Annotated in this window: 13 protein-coding genes; 10 read left to right on the top strand and 3 right to left on the bottom strand. The window is 66.3% G+C overall.

Going from position 1 to position 16,115, the window contains the following annotated elements; translation table 11 throughout:
* Positions 1-416: 416 nt before the first annotated feature.
* The 4 genes from D3H34_RS14170 to D3H34_RS14160 all read left to right on the top strand — a co-directional run bounded on the left by D3H34_RS14170 (position 417) and on the right by D3H34_RS14160 (position 2,265).
* Positions 417-872 carry a P-loop NTPase family protein gene (locus D3H34_RS14170; RefSeq protein WP_167481199.1) on the top strand — a complete coding sequence of 152 codons (456 nt, stop codon included), beginning with the start codon at positions 417-419 and terminating at the stop codon, positions 870-872.
* Between the two features lie 45 nt (positions 873-917).
* Entirely contained in the window at positions 918-1,076 is a 159-nt protein-coding gene (locus D3H34_RS34270; protein ID WP_167481198.1) for a hypothetical protein, read from the top strand.
* Between the two features lie 447 nt (positions 1,077-1,523).
* Positions 1,524-1,760, top strand: a complete 237-nt coding sequence (locus D3H34_RS14165) for a hypothetical protein (protein WP_119554148.1) — start codon at positions 1,524-1,526, stop codon at positions 1,758-1,760.
* Between the two features lie 118 nt (positions 1,761-1,878).
* Positions 1,879-2,265, top strand: a complete 387-nt coding sequence (locus D3H34_RS14160; protein ID WP_119554147.1) for a HEAT repeat domain-containing protein — start codon at positions 1,879-1,881, stop codon at positions 2,263-2,265.
* A gap of 95 nt (positions 2,266-2,360) precedes the next feature.
* On the opposite strand, the gene D3H34_RS14155 is transcribed toward D3H34_RS14160, so the two are convergent.
* Positions 2,361-3,764, bottom strand: coding sequence for a lactonase family protein (locus D3H34_RS14155; RefSeq protein WP_167481197.1), 1,404 nt, complete (start codon positions 3,762-3,764; stop codon positions 2,361-2,363).
* A gap of 532 nt (positions 3,765-4,296) precedes the next feature.
* Here D3H34_RS14155 and D3H34_RS14150 point away from each other — a divergent pair.
* The gene (locus D3H34_RS14150; protein ID WP_119554145.1) at positions 4,297-5,190 is read left to right on the top strand and encodes an arginase family protein; all 894 of its coding nucleotides are present in this window, start codon (positions 4,297-4,299) and stop codon (positions 5,188-5,190) included.
* A 674-nt stretch (positions 5,191-5,864) separates the two neighbouring features.
* On the opposite strand, the gene D3H34_RS14145 is transcribed toward D3H34_RS14150, so the two are convergent.
* Together D3H34_RS14145 and D3H34_RS14140 are read right to left on the bottom strand one after the other, a co-directional pair.
* Positions 5,865-8,144 (bottom strand): acyl-CoA dehydrogenase family protein, encoded by a 2,280-nt coding sequence (locus D3H34_RS14145; RefSeq protein ID WP_119554144.1) that lies wholly within the window; start codon positions 8,142-8,144, stop codon positions 5,865-5,867.
* Positions 8,145-8,253: 109 nt separating this feature from the next.
* Positions 8,254-10,950: a winged helix-turn-helix domain-containing protein gene (locus D3H34_RS14140; RefSeq protein ID WP_119554143.1), complete on the bottom strand. Its 2,697-nt coding sequence runs from the start codon at positions 10,948-10,950 to the stop codon at positions 8,254-8,256.
* A gap of 143 nt (positions 10,951-11,093) precedes the next feature.
* Here D3H34_RS14140 and D3H34_RS14135 point away from each other — a divergent pair, with 143 nt between their 5' ends.
* From D3H34_RS14135 to D3H34_RS14115, 5 genes are read left to right on the top strand one after another with little or no spacing between them, the layout of a single operon-like run.
* A complete protein-coding gene (locus tag D3H34_RS14135; protein ID WP_119554142.1) occupies positions 11,094-11,879 on the top strand; it encodes an enoyl-CoA hydratase/isomerase family protein in 786 nt (261 codons plus the stop codon).
* 56 nt (positions 11,880-11,935) lie between these two features.
* Positions 11,936-13,177, top strand: a complete 1,242-nt coding sequence (locus D3H34_RS14130; protein ID WP_167481196.1) for a lipase family protein — start codon at positions 11,936-11,938, stop codon at positions 13,175-13,177.
* Positions 13,178-13,223: 46 nt separating this feature from the next.
* Positions 13,224-14,393, top strand: a complete 1,170-nt coding sequence (locus D3H34_RS14125) for a thiolase family protein (protein WP_286185719.1) — start codon at positions 13,224-13,226, stop codon at positions 14,391-14,393.
* Positions 14,390-15,592: a thiolase C-terminal domain-containing protein gene (locus D3H34_RS14120; RefSeq protein ID WP_119554139.1), complete on the top strand. Its 1,203-nt coding sequence runs from the start codon at positions 14,390-14,392 to the stop codon at positions 15,590-15,592. Before D3H34_RS14125 ends, D3H34_RS14120 begins: the two co-directional genes overlap by 4 nt.
* Positions 15,589-16,113 carry a Zn-ribbon domain-containing OB-fold protein gene (locus tag D3H34_RS14115; protein WP_119554138.1) on the top strand — a complete coding sequence of 175 codons (525 nt, stop codon included), beginning with the start codon at positions 15,589-15,591 and terminating at the stop codon, positions 16,111-16,113. The genes D3H34_RS14120 and D3H34_RS14115 overlap by 4 nt, the downstream gene beginning before the upstream one ends.
* Positions 16,114-16,115: the final 2 nt, after the last annotated feature.

The raw sequence follows: 16,115 nt of genomic DNA, 5'->3' as shown, positions 1-16,115 counted from the left end.
GCACCGCGCTGGCGGCGCGTGCGGCGAAGGGAAGTTCTCGTTCGAAGGTCATGTCCAAATCTCCAACTGAGCAGGTAAGAAAGCAAAAAAACCCGGTGGCTTGAGGCCTACCGGGTCTTGTGAAACTCAGAAGGCCAGAGCCTCCAGGGTGAAAAAGGCTCTAGGAAAACAATTCGGCGCCATACGGGCGCAGGGAAACCGCCGCAGCTGTGCGGGTCGTCAATGCGTCTTGCGTGGTCAGGAACTGCTTCATGGTTTCTCGTGCGGCTGGCTGTTGGCCGCAATGCGATGATTGATCTTTGGGGAGCGGAGGCTATCACCACCATGGCGATCCGGCAACAGAGGTGTTGCAAGATCGCGGCAACGGTTGTTCGCCTACTGACCAACGCCTCGGTCAAACGAATGAAGGTCGCGCTGTGAAGTTGATTCTGGTGGAAGGAGTGCCGGGAGTGGGCAAGACAACGCTGGCGGAGCAACTCTGCACCTTCGCTGTCTCCTATGGGCACCAGGCTGTGTGGTCCCAGGAGGAAGAGCGAAGCCATCCGGTACACCCCATATCGCTGACGGCATCTCGAGCACAACCGGGATTTGCGGCAAGGTGCTTGCAGAACTGGAGGATGTTCGTTGAGCAGGCGCAATCTGCCCACGGCCTATGCATCCTCGAAGGAAGCGCTTTTCAAAGTACCGTGCGCTTTCTCATGGAGCAAGAGCGCGAGGATGTGCTCAGGTACATCGGAGCATTCGAGCGGATCGTGAGCGTGGTTTCGCCGGTGCTCATCTATTTGCGTCCCGAGGACGCTACCGATCACTCGCGCGGCATCGCCACCCACCGGGGGGAGATTTGGTCGGCAAAGGTATCCCGGTATCTGTAGAAGACGCCCTACGCTGCCGGGCGGGCGCTGCATGGCGTGGAGGGGATGCACCAGTTCTGGACCGACTACGCCAAGCTTTGTGACGAGCTCTTCGAGCTGATGTCCGTGCCGAAACTTTCCATCTCCGCGGAGCCGTCCGACCTCTACTCGACGTTTCGGCGCAGCGTCGATTTTCTTGAAAGCACCGGGCGTCTCGGGCCTTGATGGTCAGAGGGCAGAATCGGCCAGGACCGGCCGTTCAACAAGGCACCCGAATTTGTGCCGAAAGCTTTCGATGAACGCTCCATACAGCCAGAAATCACCAGAACCTTGGTCGCCGTCCGAGCGCGAGTGTGAGCTTGCTGAGGAGGCATTTGACGAATGGAAGCAGACTGGGGGCACAAGCCGTGGGTGCCCTCATTGTTCGGCGGAACTCCGCTTCTTTGACGGAGGCAGTGGCTACTCGATCAAGTGCAGCAGTTGCCAACTCAGCTACACAATCCGAGGCATTTAGCGGCTGTCGGCCATAACCGGTCAGTCGCGCAGTCGGGCAAAATTTGGCCGGAACAGACTTACGCGCAGATGCTCACTCTTCAAGTCCCTTACAAGCTTGATCGAATACACGCCCACGGCGGTGGGCTTTTGGTTACGGTTTACCCAGGCGGAACGTTCATGGGCTTCGAATTTGATGAGCTTGCCTTTATGGGGACCGGGGGGCATGCCGTCGAAATGCGCAATCCGGTTGACTTTCAGAACACTGGACTAAAGCCCGTCCCCGTCTCCGCGCGAGAGGCCGAGCTTGCTCGATTCGAAGAGGTGCTGTTTGGCTATCAGGTTGGCGCCTACACATCTCTTGAAGTCCTTGCTGTTGCTGGGCGAACGATCGATGCCATCGCGCTCTGCAAGTGACAGAGGCATTGCTACCTAGCATCTACATGCTCGACCGTGACAGTCCGCTTCGCGCGCACTTGCGCAGCTGGCCCAGGGGGCCACAGTCGGCCACAAGCGGAAGTTCAGTGAGTACACAATGGCGACACCTGAGCAGATAGCCAACATCATCGAGTCGTTGCACACCATCCCAGAGGAAAGTGCTTCGCGGGTTCCAGTTTTGCTGGAACTGCTGGTTGAAGAGGGGCACGACCGCCATGAAGACGTAGTATTTGAACTCGGCCTGATCGGCGACTCCAGAGCCGTTCCAGCGATCGCGAAGGCCGTGAACATCCCATTCGCCGTGCTCGTCCAGTGGGGCAACCTCCATGAGTTTCAGAGAAAGTGCGCGTACGCTCTTGCTCGAATCGGAACGAGCGAATCGAAGGCCGTCCTCGAAGATATGGCTCGTAGCTCCGACGCCAAAATTCGGAAATACGGCAAAGAAGGTCTGAGTCATTGGCCCATGCCCTTCAAGGCACGCTGACCGCTGCCGCGCGCCGTGTGCCGCAGTTCGGCTAAATGCAGACTTTCTCGGGCGGCGTAGAAATTGCCGGCGGGTCGACCAAGAATTCCGAAATGCTATCGAGACAAGCCCAGGGACGTTGGGCCGATCCCCCCAGTCGCCACCGTCGACACAGCCATGGGCGCCAAGGCCCCTGTGTCGGCATCGATGGTGTAGGCCGACACGTCCTTGGAGTTGTAGTTCGTGACGTATGCGAAGCGACCCGTGGGGTCCAGGGCAATGGCGGCAGGGGACGCGCGTGCGGCCACCGTCGGCATTGCCATGGGCGTCAACGCGCCGGTGCTGGCATTGATGTGGTAAGCCGACACGGAGTTGCCGGCCATGTTCACCACGTAGGCAAAACGGCCTGAGGTGTCCACTGCGATGGCGCTGGGGGCGCGCCCTGTGGCAACGGTCGGCATCGGCGTCAAGACGCCGGAGCTTGCATCGATGCCGTAGGCCGATACCGTGTCGTCGACCATGTTCACGACGTACGCAAACCGGCCCATGGGATCCAGGGCCATGGCGCGCGGGCCGTTTCCCGTGGGCGCCGTCGGCGCGGCCAGCGGGCTTAACGCGCCGGAGCTGGCATCGATGGCATAGGCCGACACGGTGTTGTCGCCCAGATTCGTCACGTAGGCAAACTGGCCTGTGGCGTCCACGGCGATGGCGTGGGGTGTCGACCCTGCGGTCACCACCGGCACGGCCATCGGACTCAATGCGCCGGTGCCGGCATCGATGGTGTAGGTCGACACGCTGCGGGCGCCCGTGTTCGTCACGTAGGCAAAGCGGCCCGTCGGGTCCACGGCCATGGACATGGGCATCGCGCCCGTGGCTATGGTGGCGAACGGCGTCAGGACGCCGGTGCCGGCACCGATGGCATAGGCGGACACGGTGTTGTCGCCTGAATTCACCACGTAGGCAAAGCGGCCCGCGGGGTCCGCGGTGATGGCGACGGGAGTCTGCCCTGTCCCCGGCATCGGCGCGGCCATCGATCCCAACGCGCCAGTGCTGACGTCGACGGTGTAGGGAAACAAGTTGTCGGACACTGAATTCGTCGCATAGGCGAAGCGCGCCGCGGGCGCAGCACAGACCACGGCCACGTCGGCAATGGCCACATCCGCGACCGTGCCGGTGCCTTGCCTGACGGTACAGACCCGGGTCAGGATCCGGGACTGGCTTTTGACCGTGACCGCGTAACGCGAACCGCTGGCGACTTCAGCGGCGAAGCTGAAGCTGCCGTCGGCTGCAATGCTCAGGTCGTCACCGGCGTTGTTCTGCAGCACCAGGCCCGTGCCAAGCAGGCCCTTGACCGTGCCGCTGATCTTGTAGGTTGGCGTGGGGGCTGCGGGTGCGGGTGCGGGTGCTTCCGGTGATGCGGGAGGCGCCGGGGCCGGGACCGGGGCCGCTGCCCAGAAGGCAGGGAGCGAACTGCTGCCATTTCCGCCCCCACCGCAGGCGGCCACGCCGAGGACCATCATGGCGCTCAGCGCGATCTGGCGCAGTCGGGCGGACTCAAGACTACAAGTAGGCGGCTCGCGATTCGCGCGGAGCCCATGCCAAAGAACGCTTGCGAGTGGTGCGGGCAAGAAGTGCCGATGCTGATTGAAGAAGCGACGGGATGGGACAGGCGCCGACATGGGTGAGATTTATTTGGATGTCACGGTTGCAGGCAACGTTTCCAAGTGTGTCAATCCCACGCCCCTCGCGCTATCCCAGAAAACTGGTAGATATGACTTGAAGGAGGTCCGCTTCATATCGCGCCGTACCGTTCAGTACCGGCCGGCAGCGCCTTCATCGACACAGCGCGCGAGCAGAACCGACGTGATCTGTAGCAGGCGGGCTACGTGGACGGTTGCCTTATACCGGTGAGTGATAGGAAAGCGCGATGTGGCGGTGTGGCCAACCGAGCGGGCACGATACGAACAGGGGTGGTGTGCTCGCGCACTATCTAAGATGGAATCACAAGTTCCAGACAGCGACCTACTTCGATGGTCTCTAACGGAGGCACTCATGCAGACTCTTCCCTATGCAATTCTCGAAGCCCCCTCCACGTTGGGCCTGGCGACGGATGGCGTGGAGCGCTTGCCTGACCAGCTCCTTGGTCTGGGTCTTGCGAAGCGCGTCCATGCACGCCGTGCCGGACGGCTGGCGGTGCCTGCGAAGCACCCCACGCCCGATCCCGGAACCGGCACCCTGAATGCCGGGGCCATTGCGGCGTGGTCGCCCAGGCTTGCCGATGCGGTGGAAGCGGTGCTTGACGCGGGCGAATTTCCGATCGTTCTGGGCGGTGATTGCACGATCGTGCTGGGCTCGATGCTCGCCCTTCGACGACGCGGCCGCTACGGCCTGCTCTTCATCGATGGCAACGCCGATTTCTTCCAGCCCGAGGCGGAGCCCAATGGCGAAGGCGCCTCGATGGACCTGGCTTTCGTCACCGGCTACGGCCCGTCGCACCTGACCGACCTGGAAGGTCGCGGTCCTCTGGTCCATCCTGAGGATGTCGTCGCGTTCGCGTATCGCGATCACGAGGATCAAGAGGCGTACGGAAGCCAGCCGCTTCCCAAAGCGCTCAAGGCGATCGACCTTCCTGCCGTGCATGCGATGGGCATCGAGGCCGCAGCGCGTGAAGCGGTCGACCATCTGACGCGAGAGGAGTTGGACGGCTTCTTCATCCATCTCGATGCCGATTGCCTCGACGACGCAATCATGCCTGCCGTCGATTTCCGCGTGCCGGGCGGGTTGTCCTGGGGCGAATTGGAGGCCGTGCTTCGGGCTGCCCTTGCGAGTGGCAAGGCCGTGGGCCTCGAGGTCACCATCTACAACCCAAGCCTTGACAAGGACGGCAGCGCCGGGCGCGGCCTAGCCAACGTACTGGCCACAGCACTAGGAGCAGCAGCGTCCTGAACACAGCGAACGATATCTGCGTCCCGACAAAATGGGGCGCAATCTGCACGCCAACCTTTTGGGGCGATTTGTCAACTGCTTGCTTTCGCATGGCAAGGATGATGCGTGCCGCAAGTGATGCGTCGCGAGACGGTGCACGCCCCCATCGCCCGGAATCGTCGTGGCTGCCGCCTGAGACCGCCGATCTTCCGAAGATCAAACCTGCCTCGTCGCGTTGAACGGCCGCTTTCGAGAAATTTGTACAGCCGTTAAGGGCGCACAGCCGCCAGCCGCTCTTCTCCAAACCGGTCGGTCACCTTGCGCATGGTGAGTGACCGCTTGTCGAAGTCCTGGACGACCGCAATGCGCCCATTGCGGTCGTCGAGCCTTCCCCAAAGCGGACACTCGAATCGAAGGTCCGGGATGGGCCCGAACCGGGCGTCGACGCAAGGCGACTACGCAGTGATTGCTGCCGGTGATTGCCGGCAGGTGAACTGGCGCTGCTTGGCACCAGTAGCCTATGGGCTCGGCGACAGGCGATGCCCCCGAATGGCGGCTGTACGAGGTATCGCTCCTGTAGAAATTTCACGAGAAGGTTCGCGCCACACCAGCGCCCGCTTCTTTGCTGCTCGAACTCGAGGCTCCACGGTGGAGCCTTGGTCTCCAGGCCGCCTATGTGCGATAACGGACGTGCGTCAGGACCGCGGCAACCCCAGCCCATGCTGGGCGATCATGTTGCGCTGAATTTCCGCTGTGCCGCCTCCGATCACGACCAGGATCGAGTAGCGCAGCAGTTGTTCGAACCGGCCTGCGGCCACCGCACCCTTCGCCCCCTCGCACAGCGTTACCGCGGTGCCCAGAATGTCGAGCGAGGCCTGACCCAGTTGCTCCAGCAACTCGCCGGTGAAGGCCTTGCTCATGGCCGCTTCATGGATGGGAACGCCGCCTTTTTCCGCCATGTCGACGCTGTGCATGAACAGCTGCCGACCGGCCTCCACCTGGGCCGCGAGCGCGCCGATGCGGTCGCGCACGGCGCCGTCCGTTCCGACGGGCTCCGGGTTGCCATCGGCGTCGCGCACGCATCGGACCAAGTGCTCGAACTCGGCGCGCGCATTGGCGATGAAGCTGCCCATCATCATCCGTTCGGTGGCCAGCGCGGAGGTCAGGATCTTCCAGCCCTGGTTGAGTTCGCCGACCAGCGCATCGGCCGGAATCCGCACGTTGTCGAAGAACTCCTGGCAGAAAGTGTGGCCATACATCGCCATCGACGGGCGGACGGTGAGACCCGGGGTCTTCATGGGCACGATGAACAGGCTGATGCCGGCGTGTGGGCGGGCCGCGGTCCGGTTGGTGCGTGCCGCCAGCCACATGTAGTCGGCCTTCTCGGCGGCGGTGGTCCAGATCTTCTGCCCGTTGATCACCCATTCGTCGCCGTCGCGCTCGGCCGTGGTCTGCATCGAGGCGAGGTCGGAGCCGGAGCCGGGTTCGCTGTAGCCGAGACAGAAGGTGATGTCGCCACGTGCAAGGCCGGGCAGAAACTCGGCTTTCTGAGCGGGCGTGCCGAATGCCATGAGCGCGTGGGCCTGGATGTCGCCGCGGCCGCCCATCGGTGCGCCGGCCTGCTGGATCTCTTCCATGAAGGCGAGTTGCTCGCGCGGCGAGCGGCCTTCGCCGCCGTGGGCCTTGGGCCAGCTCAGGTTGTTCCAGCCCTTGCGGCCCAGCAGCGCGGTGAACCGGGTGTCGAAGCCCCATTCCTCGTACGGACGGTCGTCGCCGCGTGCCTGGTTCTCCGGGTGCCAGTTGTCCTTGAGCCAGTCGCGCACCTCCGTGCGGAAGGCATTGCCCGCGGCGCCCAGGTCCTGCTCGGGGAGTGCCTGGCCCCGGTCGATCAAAGCCTCGGCCAATTGCTCTCGCGCCCGACGGACACCGCCCAGGCGCCCCAGGTCGGCGTGGATGCGACGGAAATGCCGGGGCGCCTCGTGCTCCTCCGAGTAGCCGATGGCGCCGAAGGTGTGGTGCACCTCCAGCGCCACCTGGCGCAGCGCCGGGCCGGAGAAGGCGCGGGCGCTCGCACCGAGCATGCGCCAGGTGTCCGTGCCGAGGTCGTGGCCGCGCGCTGCGTTGTTCAGCAGCAGCCTCGCGGCCTCCAGGCTCATCAGCCCGTTCGCGAGCTTGTGCTGGAGCGCCTGGAAGCGGCCGATGGGTTGCCCGAACTGGCGACGCTCCTTCGCATGGTCGACTGCCATGTCGAAGCCACGCCGCGCGGCACCCAGCGCGCGCGCCAGCAAGGCCAGCCCTGCGATCTGGTGCAGGTCTTCGGCCAGTCGCTGAGTCAGCGTGACGGAAGGCGCGGCCACATGGTTGAAAGTCAGCAATGCCAGGGGCGGGACTGCCAGGCCCGGTGTCTCTTCGATCGTGAGGCCGGGGGTGTCTCGCGGCACGATCGCCAGCGATGGCCCCTCATCGACCAGCACCAGCAGATGGGTGGCCGCCGCCGCGCCCTCGACGAAGGCCACGCGGCCCTGCAGCCGGCCGTCGATCCGGTGAAGCGCTCCCGCGCGTGGATCGCCGTCGAAGCTGCCCAGCGAGAAGGCGACGGTGGCATCGCCGCGGTGGAGGGCATCCAGCAACACCGCCGTGTCCTCCGAATGGTTTCGCAGGGGCGACAGCGCGATGTTCGCGAGCGCGGCGCCGATCAGCGGCGCGGGGCATCCCGCACGGCCCAACGCTTCCAGCGCCACAGCAATCTCGCGCAAGCCACCTTCGAGCGGGTCGCGGCCCAGGCTCGCCACGCCCTGTTCCGCCAGCGCGCGCCAGATCGAAGCGACCGCCTGCGCGTCGGCAGCCAGCGCCACGGCGCGCTCGGCGGGCCACAGCCGTTCGAGCAGGCGGCGCAGGCTGTCGCGCAGCATCTCGCGCTCCTCGTCGCCAGGCAGCATCTCCGGAACGGGTGCCGTGGTTTCTTCTCGCGTCATGCACTCTCCTGTGTGGAGTCCGATTTGCAGACCCTGCCTGGAGATTCTGGTGTGCCGCGGAACCGCAATCACCCCTCTTTTCGAGGGCAACCCGCGCAGGGCCGGTATTTCAGTCAATCAGACCGTGCTTGCGCGCCGCCATCACCGCGTCATAGCGACTCGCCACGCCGAGCTTGGCGAAGATGTTCTTCAGGTTCCACTTCACGGTTTCGAGCGTGATGTTCAGGGTCAGGGCGATGCGCTTGTTCGACATGGACTGTCCGAGCAACTGCAGGATCTCGATCTCGCGCGGCTTGATGCCCGGGTCCTGCGTGGCAAGCGCCCCGACTTCTTTGCCCGGAAGGCCGCCACCTGGCTGCGCGGCATCGGCGCGTCGAAGAACATCAGCCAGGTAGTCTCTGACGCCGCCGGCCTCGAGCGTCGGCAGCAGTTTTCGCAGCAGAGTCGGCAGTGCCCCGCCTTCGTCCAGCACCGTGCGCACAAGGCCCAGTCGCTGCGCGGCCTCGATGCCGACGATCAGGCTGTGCCTGGACTCCGCGCTGCGCCCTATCTGGTCGAAGCCGCATCCTGACAGCAGGTCGGCCAGCACCACGCTCTTCTGGCGTGCGAACGCGATGCCGTGCTGGCGCAGCCGCTGGACAGCTGCAAGCGCCACCTCCGCGTTGCCATTGACCAGTGCAAGGCGCGCCGATGCCAGCGCGGCGATGGCGTCGATTTCCGCCAGGAAGCCCGCGGCGCCGCGATGGCGCGCGGCCAGCGCATCGAGTTCGGCCTGCAGGTCTTGCGCAGCCTGCCTGTGGCCCAGCAGCAGCTGGATGCGGGCCTGTTCGGCCAGCACATGCGCCAACGGCCGGTCGAGGGCCTGCTCGCGGCACTGGGCTTCGTCTTCCTCCAGGCCATGCAGCGTCTCTGCCGGCGACAGCCGCACCGCGGCCAGCCGGTTGCGCGCAATCAACGCGCGGATCATCGGCTCCGGCGACGAGAAGCGCAACAGGTCCAGGCGGTGTGCCAGCACTTCGCGGGCTTCGGCGAGCCGGTCGGCTTCGTAGTACGCATCGGCCGCGAAGGCTGCGCAGTTGACGGCGGACACCGAGCGGCGGCCGTGTGCGTCTTCTGCGCGCACGACCAGCGGCCCGGCGATGCGGACGGCTTCTGTGTTGGTGCCTTCCAGCAAGTGGCTGAGCAGCAAGGTCGATTCGGCCACCAGCGCCATGTCGTCCAGCAGCTCGGCTCGTGAGAGGCGTGCCAGGTTGCGGTGCAAGCTGCGTGCGTCGGCGTAGCGGCCCGCCGCGCAGTACGCGAAACTGAGGATGGCCAGGTGGGCCTGGCGCAGGAAGCGGGCCTGCAAGGCGTCGAAATCCGAAGGCGCAACCAGAGCGAGCGCGGCATCGGTGTCGTCGCGTTGCAGCGCGATGCTGGCGCGCAGGTAGCGCGCATGCAGGGCGAACTCGGGCGCCAGCCCCGCCTGTCCTTGCTCGAGCCGGTCGAGCCACGCCTGCGCATCTCGCCAGCGGCAGATGGCCACCAGTGCCCAGCAGCCCAGCACGAGCAGCCGTGGATGGGCCATCAGCGCTTCGGCCGGGAGCTGGTTCATCCAGCGCTGCAGCGTGCTGATGAAGCTCATGCTGCGTATCGGCAGCTCGGCGCGCTCCACGAGGCGGGCCGCGGCCTCGAGATCGTCCGCGTGGTAGGCGTGCCGCAGGGCCTCGATCAGCGACCCGTGCGTCTCGAACCAATGGCTCGCGCGCGCATGGGCTTCGCGCACGCCCTGCGGATCGCGCTGCGTCAGGCGGTCCAGCAGGAAGCTGGCGAACAGGGGATGCAGGCGGTACCACGGCGAAGGGCTGTCGATCTCCACGGGCAGTAGCAGGAGGTTGTCGCGTTCCAGCTGGTCGAGCAGCACGCGCGCCTGCGGGTTGCCGGTGACGTGCCGCACCAGGTCGGCATTGAAGCGCCGGCAGACCGAGATCTTCTCGATGAAATCGACGAGCTCGGGGGCCAGGTCGCGCACCACGTCTTCCGACAGGTAGCGCTGCAGGTCGCTGCGGTGGTGCAGCAGTTGCGACAGCAGCGCCCGGTTGCCCGGCGCGCGCTTGAGCCGGATGCAGATCATCTGCACGCACAGCGGCCAGCCGTCGGTGATGTCGTGGATCAGGCGCGCATCGTCGGGCGAGACCTCGCCGAGCTGCTTGACCAGGAAGTCCTGTGTCTCCTGGAAATCGAAGGGCAACTCCGCCAGCGCGATCTCGCTCAGCTCGCCGGTCAGGCGCATGCGGCTCACCGCGAGCGGCGGATGGGTCCGCGAGGCGAGCACCAGATGCAGCTCGTCGGGGCAATGGTCCAGCAGGCCCTGCACCAGCGCGTGCGTCAGCGCATCGTCGACATGGTGGTAGTCGTCGATGAAGAGAAACAGCTCCTTGCCCGACTGGCAGGCCGCATCGACGATGGTGGCGACAGTCTGGGCCACCGGCAGTTCGGCGCGGGCCTGCGCGGGCAGCGCGGTCCCGTCCTCCACGGCCAGCCCGGCCTGCTGCAGCGCACCGACGAGGTAGGCACGGAACTGCGGAAAGTGCTGTTCTTCCGGAGACAGCGACAGCCAGGAGACATGCGCGCCGGCTTTCAGCAGTTCCTGGCGCCACTGCGCCAGCAGGGTCGTCTTGCCGAACCCCGCACTGCCGCACACCAGCGTCAGCCGGCTGTCGCGCGCTTCTTTCAAGCGCGACAGCAGGCGGCTGCGCGCGGTCGATTGCGGGCTGATGCGCGGCGGGGCGAACTTGGTGGGAATCAGAAGGTGATCGAGCGGCAAACGGGTGTCTCCTTCCGGCCCGGATTCTAGGGAGCGACGCCGCCTGCCCCCTGCTGGACAACCCGCCCCCTCGCTACGAGGGGTGCGCCGGCCAGGGCGTCGCAGCACCATGGTGACGCGTCCATGCAAGGAGACAGACAGCCATGACTTACCAGACCATCATCCACGAAAAGCGCGAGTCCGTCGCATGGATCACGCTCGATCGCCCGGCGGAACTCAACGCGGTCAACCTGCAGATGCTGCAGGAGCTGTCGACGGCCCTGGCGGAGATCGCGGCCGACGCTTCGCAGAAGGTGCTGGTGCTGACCGGTGCGGGCCGGGCCTTCTGCGCCGGTGCCGATCTCAAGGCCCTGCGCGGCGCGATGGACGCCGCCCCCGGCGAACCGAATTTCTCCGACCTGACGCTGTCGACGCTTTCGCTGCTGCGCCACATGCCCAAGCCCGTCCTCGGTGCGCTGAACGGCTTGACGATTGCCGGCGGGCTGGAACTGGCGATGTGCTGCGACCTTCTGGTGGGCGCGGCGAGCGCGAAGATTGGTGACGGCCATGCGAACTTCGGCGTGTTCCCCGGTGGCGGCGGTGCGGCGGTGCTGCCCCGGCGGATCGGCCTGGAGCGCGCGAAGCAGTTGCTCTTCACCGGCGACCTGATGAGCGCCGCGCAGATGCAGGCCTGGGGCCTGCTCAACGAGGTGGTGGCCGATGCAGAGCTGCAATCGGCGGTGACCGCCATGGCCACGCGAATGGCGGCCAAGAGCCCCCTGGTGCTGCGCCGCATGAAGGCGGTCGCCGATCGCGCCATGGACCAGACGCTGGAGTTGGCGCTGCGCGACGAGCAGCTCGAATGCCTGCAGCACACCCGTTCCCACGATTTCCGCGAAGGCCTTGCCGCCTATGGCGAGAAGCGCGCACCCGCGTTCCGAGGCATCTGAAACCTCGCCGCACGTCGGTCCATGGCACTGAAGAACAACACAACAGGAGACAACGAATGAATCGCTTGATGAATCTGCCGCTGGCCTGCCGCATCCGGTCCTTGGGGCGGATGCTGGGCCGGTGGATGGCCGCGCTGATGCTCTGCCTGGGCGTCTCGGCCGCCGCCGTGGCCGGTCCGCTGCAGGACCCGGCCACCGACGCCTTCTACGCGCCGCCGTCGCCGCTGCCCGAGGGGCCACACGGCACGCTCATCCGTTCGCGGCCCTATGTGCCGCTGGGGCTGCCCGCCTGGGGCTGGCAGATCATGTACAAGTCGACCGACGTCAACGGCAACCCCATCGCCGTCACGGGCAACGTGATGGTGCCGTGGCTGCCCTGGTTCCAGTCCTCGCCGCGACCGATCATCGGGTGGGCCTCGGGCACGCAGGGCGTCGCGGACCGCTGCGCCCCTTCGCACCAGCTCGCCATCGGCACCGAGTACGAGGCCATCGCCGGTCCCATCGGCTGGACGCTGGCACGCGGCTGGGCCATCGCGATGACCGACTACCAGGGCCTGGGCACACCGGGCGATCACCCCTACGGCGTGGCCGCGCCCACGGGCCGGGCGATGCTCGATGCCGTGATCGCGGCGCAGCAACTGGGCGGAGCGAACCTGTCGGTCCAGGCGCCGGTCGGTCTCGTCGGCTACTCGCAGGGCGGGCACGCCTCGGCCGTAGCAGCCGAACTGCAGCCGAGCTACGCGCCGGCGTTGAAGGTCAAGGGTGTGGCCTCGGGCGCCGGGCCGTCGAGCGTCGACGGCCTGTACGCAGCCCACAACGGCGGCCTCTTCGGTGGCGCGATTCCGTACCTGATGGTGGGGCTGAATGCGGCGTACCCCGAACTCAACCTTGACGGAATCTTGACCGCCTACGGCAAGTCCGTGATGGCCGAAGCGCGCAACAACAAGTGCCTGCTCGCCATGGCCGCCAGCTATCCGGGCTTGAGCGACGCGGTGATGGTCGACGGGCCCGGCATCCTGGATCGTCCCGACTGGAAGGCGCGCTTCCAGCAGCAGCGCACCGGCACCGCCACGCCGGCCGCGCCCGCGCTGATCTACGCCGGCCTGCTCGACGAGATCGTGCCCTACGAGAACACGAAGAAGACCTTCACCGCCTGGTGCGCCGGTGGCGCGAAGGTGAGTTTCCGAACCATCGGCATCACCGAGCACGCGACCGGGATGCTGCTGGGCTACCCCATCGCCCTGGACTGGATGGCGGACCGGTTCGCCGGAAATCCCGCGCCGTCCAACTGCCCGTGATCTGCACGACGCAGGGCCACGCCCGTTCAACCAAGAGAGGATGACCATGTCCAACCGAGTTGCCATCGTGTCGATGGCACAAGTCAACTACAGCGAGAAGCGGGCGTACTCGCCCGAAGAGCTGGCCTACCGGGCGATCCAGCCCGTGCTGCAGGAGACCGGCCTGCGCTTCCTGCCGGCCTACGAGAAGGGCGGCATCGACGCCAGCCTGATCTGCCACGAGCACTCGCGCATCTGCCGGCCCTTTTCCGCCGCGCTGGTGATCGACGTCGCCGGCGGCAATCTGCGCTCTGACGAGAAGGTGGACCAGGACGGCGCCGTCGGCGTGCTGGAAGCGGTCTGGCAGATCGCCTCAGGCGAATTCGAGACCGTGCTGGTCGTGGCCATCGGCCAGGACTCGACCGCCGCCGGCGCCGGCAACGCGGTCGAGAACAAGTCCTTCGATCCCTTCTTCTGCCGCCCGCTCGGCCTGGACAACGTGCAGGCCGCCGCGCTGCAGGCCCAGCGCTATGGACACAAATACGGCATCGCGCCCGAGCAGTTCGCCGCCGTGGCGGCGAAGAACCTGCGCAATGCCAGGGACAACCCGCTGGCCTTGCGCTCGGGTGACTTCAGCGTGGCCGACGTGATGGGTTCCAGGCTGCTGGCCGATCCGATCACCGCGCTGCAGACGCGTCCCCTGGGCGATGGCGCCACCGTGATGCTGCTGGCCAACGAAACGCGTGCCCGCCAGCTCACGGACAAACCGGTGTGGATCCAGGGGCTGGCCAACTGCTGCGACGGCTATTTCCTCGGTGACCGCGACCTGGCCGAAGCCGAGGTGATGACGATGGCAGCGCACAAGGCGTATCGGATGGCGGGCATCAGCGACCCGCGCAAGGAGGTGGATGTGTTCGAAGTGACGGATGAGTTCGCGTACCAGGAGCTGATGGCCTATGAGGGCCTGGGCTTGTGCGAGCCGGGCCAGGGCGCCCGGCTGCTTGAATCGGGGGCGAGCGCACGCGGCGGGCGCCATCCGGTGAACCCGTCCGGCGGCGCGCTGGCGGGGTGTTGCCACACCACCATCGGCATCCAGCGCATCGCCGAGATCGTTGCGCAGTTGCGCGGCGAGGCCGGTGCCCGGCAGGTCGACGGCGCGCGCACCGGCCTGGCGCAGCTCGCCGCAGGCCCGGCCGGCCAGTTCCAGCAAGTCATGATCCTGGGAGCCACGCCATGAAGCGCCGTGTTGCCATCGTCGGCTTCGGCCAGACCGAAATGAGCGCGCACAGCCCGCTGACCAAGGCGGAGCTGGCCAACCAGGGTGTACGCCGCGCGCTGGACGACGCACGCATCACCCTCAAGCAGGTCGACGAGATCGTGCTGGGCGACATCGACTGGGTCTCGGGCACCGCGGAATCCGAAATGGAGCTGGCGGATTTCGTGGGCCACTGGCGCAAGCCCCTGGTCAAGATCGAGACCGGCGGCACCGTCGGGGGCTCTGCCGCGCTGTCGGCCATCCACCATGTGGCCGCGGGCGCCTGCGACGTGGCACTGGTCTCGACCACCGCCAAGTTCGTCGGCCCGCCGCCGGACGTGATGCCGCGCGGGCCGTTCCTGCAGGCTGCGATTTCGTCCGGGGTGCACGCGCTCACCGAGAAGTGGTGCGCCATCGGTGCCGTCGGCACCCTGTCGCTGATGGCCGCCGCGTACGCGAAGCTGTCGGGCTGCACCGAGGAGGCCGTGGCCCTCACCCGCGTCAAGGCGGCGCGCAACGCGATGCTCAACCCCTACGCCCACCTGCGCGAGCCTCTGACCGTCGAGGACGTGATGAAGTCGCCCATGCTCACCGCGCCGATGCGGCACCTGCACATGTGCCCCATCACCGAGGGCTCGGCGTCCATCATCTTCGCCAGCGAGGACGTGGTGGACCAGATCACCGACAAGCCCGTCTGGGTCCAGGACATGGTCAGCCTGCATTCGGCGCAGCACTGGTCGGCGCTGCAGGACTTCATCGCGCCGAAAGAGCACTGCACCCTGCCCAGCCTGCAGAAGGCCTGCGAGATCCTCTACAAGCGCAACGGCATCACGAACCCCGCCAAGCAGCTCGACGTGGTCGAGATGTACGAGCCCTGCACCTGGGCCGAGCTGGTGTGGATGGAGGCCATGGGCCTGGCCGAGCCGAACCAGGCCTGGAAGATGGCCGCCAGCGGCGCCACCGCCATCGACGGCGTGCTGCCCATCAACCCGTCGGGTGGCGTCACTTCCACCAACGGCGGCGTGACCTCCACCACGCAGCGCTACGGCGAGCTGGCGCTGCAACTGCGCGGCGACGCCGGCGCGCACCAGGTGCCGCGCGAGCCCCGGCGGGGCATCGCCACCGGTTTCGGCGGCACCGGCTGGACGCCGCTGCTGCTTCTTTCCAAGGACAAGCCATGAGCACTGAATCGAATCACCCCGTTCCCGTGCCGCCCACGCGGCTGCGCACGTCGTTCTTCATGGACTACCCCGTCGGCCTGTTCAACGGCCGCTTCGCCCGCGAGATGCGCGACAACGGCCGGCTGCTGGGCATCGTCTGCCGCCATTGCGGCTTCAGCCTGCTGCCACCGCAAGCCGTGTGCACCGTGTGCCACGGCGAGAACTTCGAGGACCCGAACTGGGTCGAGATGGGGCCCGAGGCGACCGTCGCGGGCTTCATGACCTTCAACATGCCCTACATCGACAGCAACGACCTGTCGGTGAAAAAAGGCAGCTCGACGGTCGGCCAGCTGATGGTCGATTCGCCCGGCAAGACCACGGGCTTCCTGTGGCACTTCATCGGCGAGGTCGAGGCCGGCAAGCTGCGCAACGGCATGCGCGTGCGCGCGGTGTTCCGGCCGAAGGAAGAGCGCCAGGGCCTGATGACCGACATCCTCTACTGGTGCCCCGTGGACAGCGACCACCCCACGCAAGGAGACTGAAC

The sequence above is a fragment of the Acidovorax cavernicola genome (genome assembly GCF_003581445.1).
This window is presented reverse-complemented; position numbering and strand designations above follow the sequence as displayed.

Coding starts and splice junctions, on each gene's coding strand:
- D3H34_RS14135 (WP_119554142.1), top strand. CDS start 11,094: ATGACTTACCAGACCATCATCCACGAAAAGCGCGAGTCCGTCGCATGG.
- D3H34_RS14160 (WP_119554147.1), top strand. CDS start 1,879: ATGGCGACACCTGAGCAGATAGCCAACATCATCGAGTCGTTGCACACC.
- D3H34_RS14115 (WP_119554138.1), top strand. CDS start 15,589: ATGAGCACTGAATCGAATCACCCCGTTCCCGTGCCGCCCACGCGGCTG.
- D3H34_RS14130 (WP_167481196.1), top strand. CDS start 11,936: ATGAATCGCTTGATGAATCTGCCGCTGGCCTGCCGCATCCGGTCCTTG.
- D3H34_RS14150 (WP_119554145.1), top strand. CDS start 4,297: ATGCAGACTCTTCCCTATGCAATTCTCGAAGCCCCCTCCACGTTGGGC.
- D3H34_RS14125 (WP_286185719.1), top strand. CDS start 13,224: ATGTCCAACCGAGTTGCCATCGTGTCGATGGCACAAGTCAACTACAGC.
- D3H34_RS14120 (WP_119554139.1), top strand. CDS start 14,390: ATGAAGCGCCGTGTTGCCATCGTCGGCTTCGGCCAGACCGAAATGAGC.
- D3H34_RS14145 (WP_119554144.1), bottom strand. CDS start 8,144: ATGACGCGAGAAGAAACCACGGCACCCGTTCCGGAGATGCTGCCTGGC.
- D3H34_RS14165 (WP_119554148.1), top strand. CDS start 1,524: ATGGGCTTCGAATTTGATGAGCTTGCCTTTATGGGGACCGGGGGGCAT.
- D3H34_RS34270 (WP_167481198.1), top strand. CDS start 918: ATGCACCAGTTCTGGACCGACTACGCCAAGCTTTGTGACGAGCTCTTC.
- D3H34_RS14155 (WP_167481197.1), bottom strand. CDS start 3,764: ATGATGGTCCTCGGCGTGGCCGCCTGCGGTGGGGGCGGAAATGGCAGC.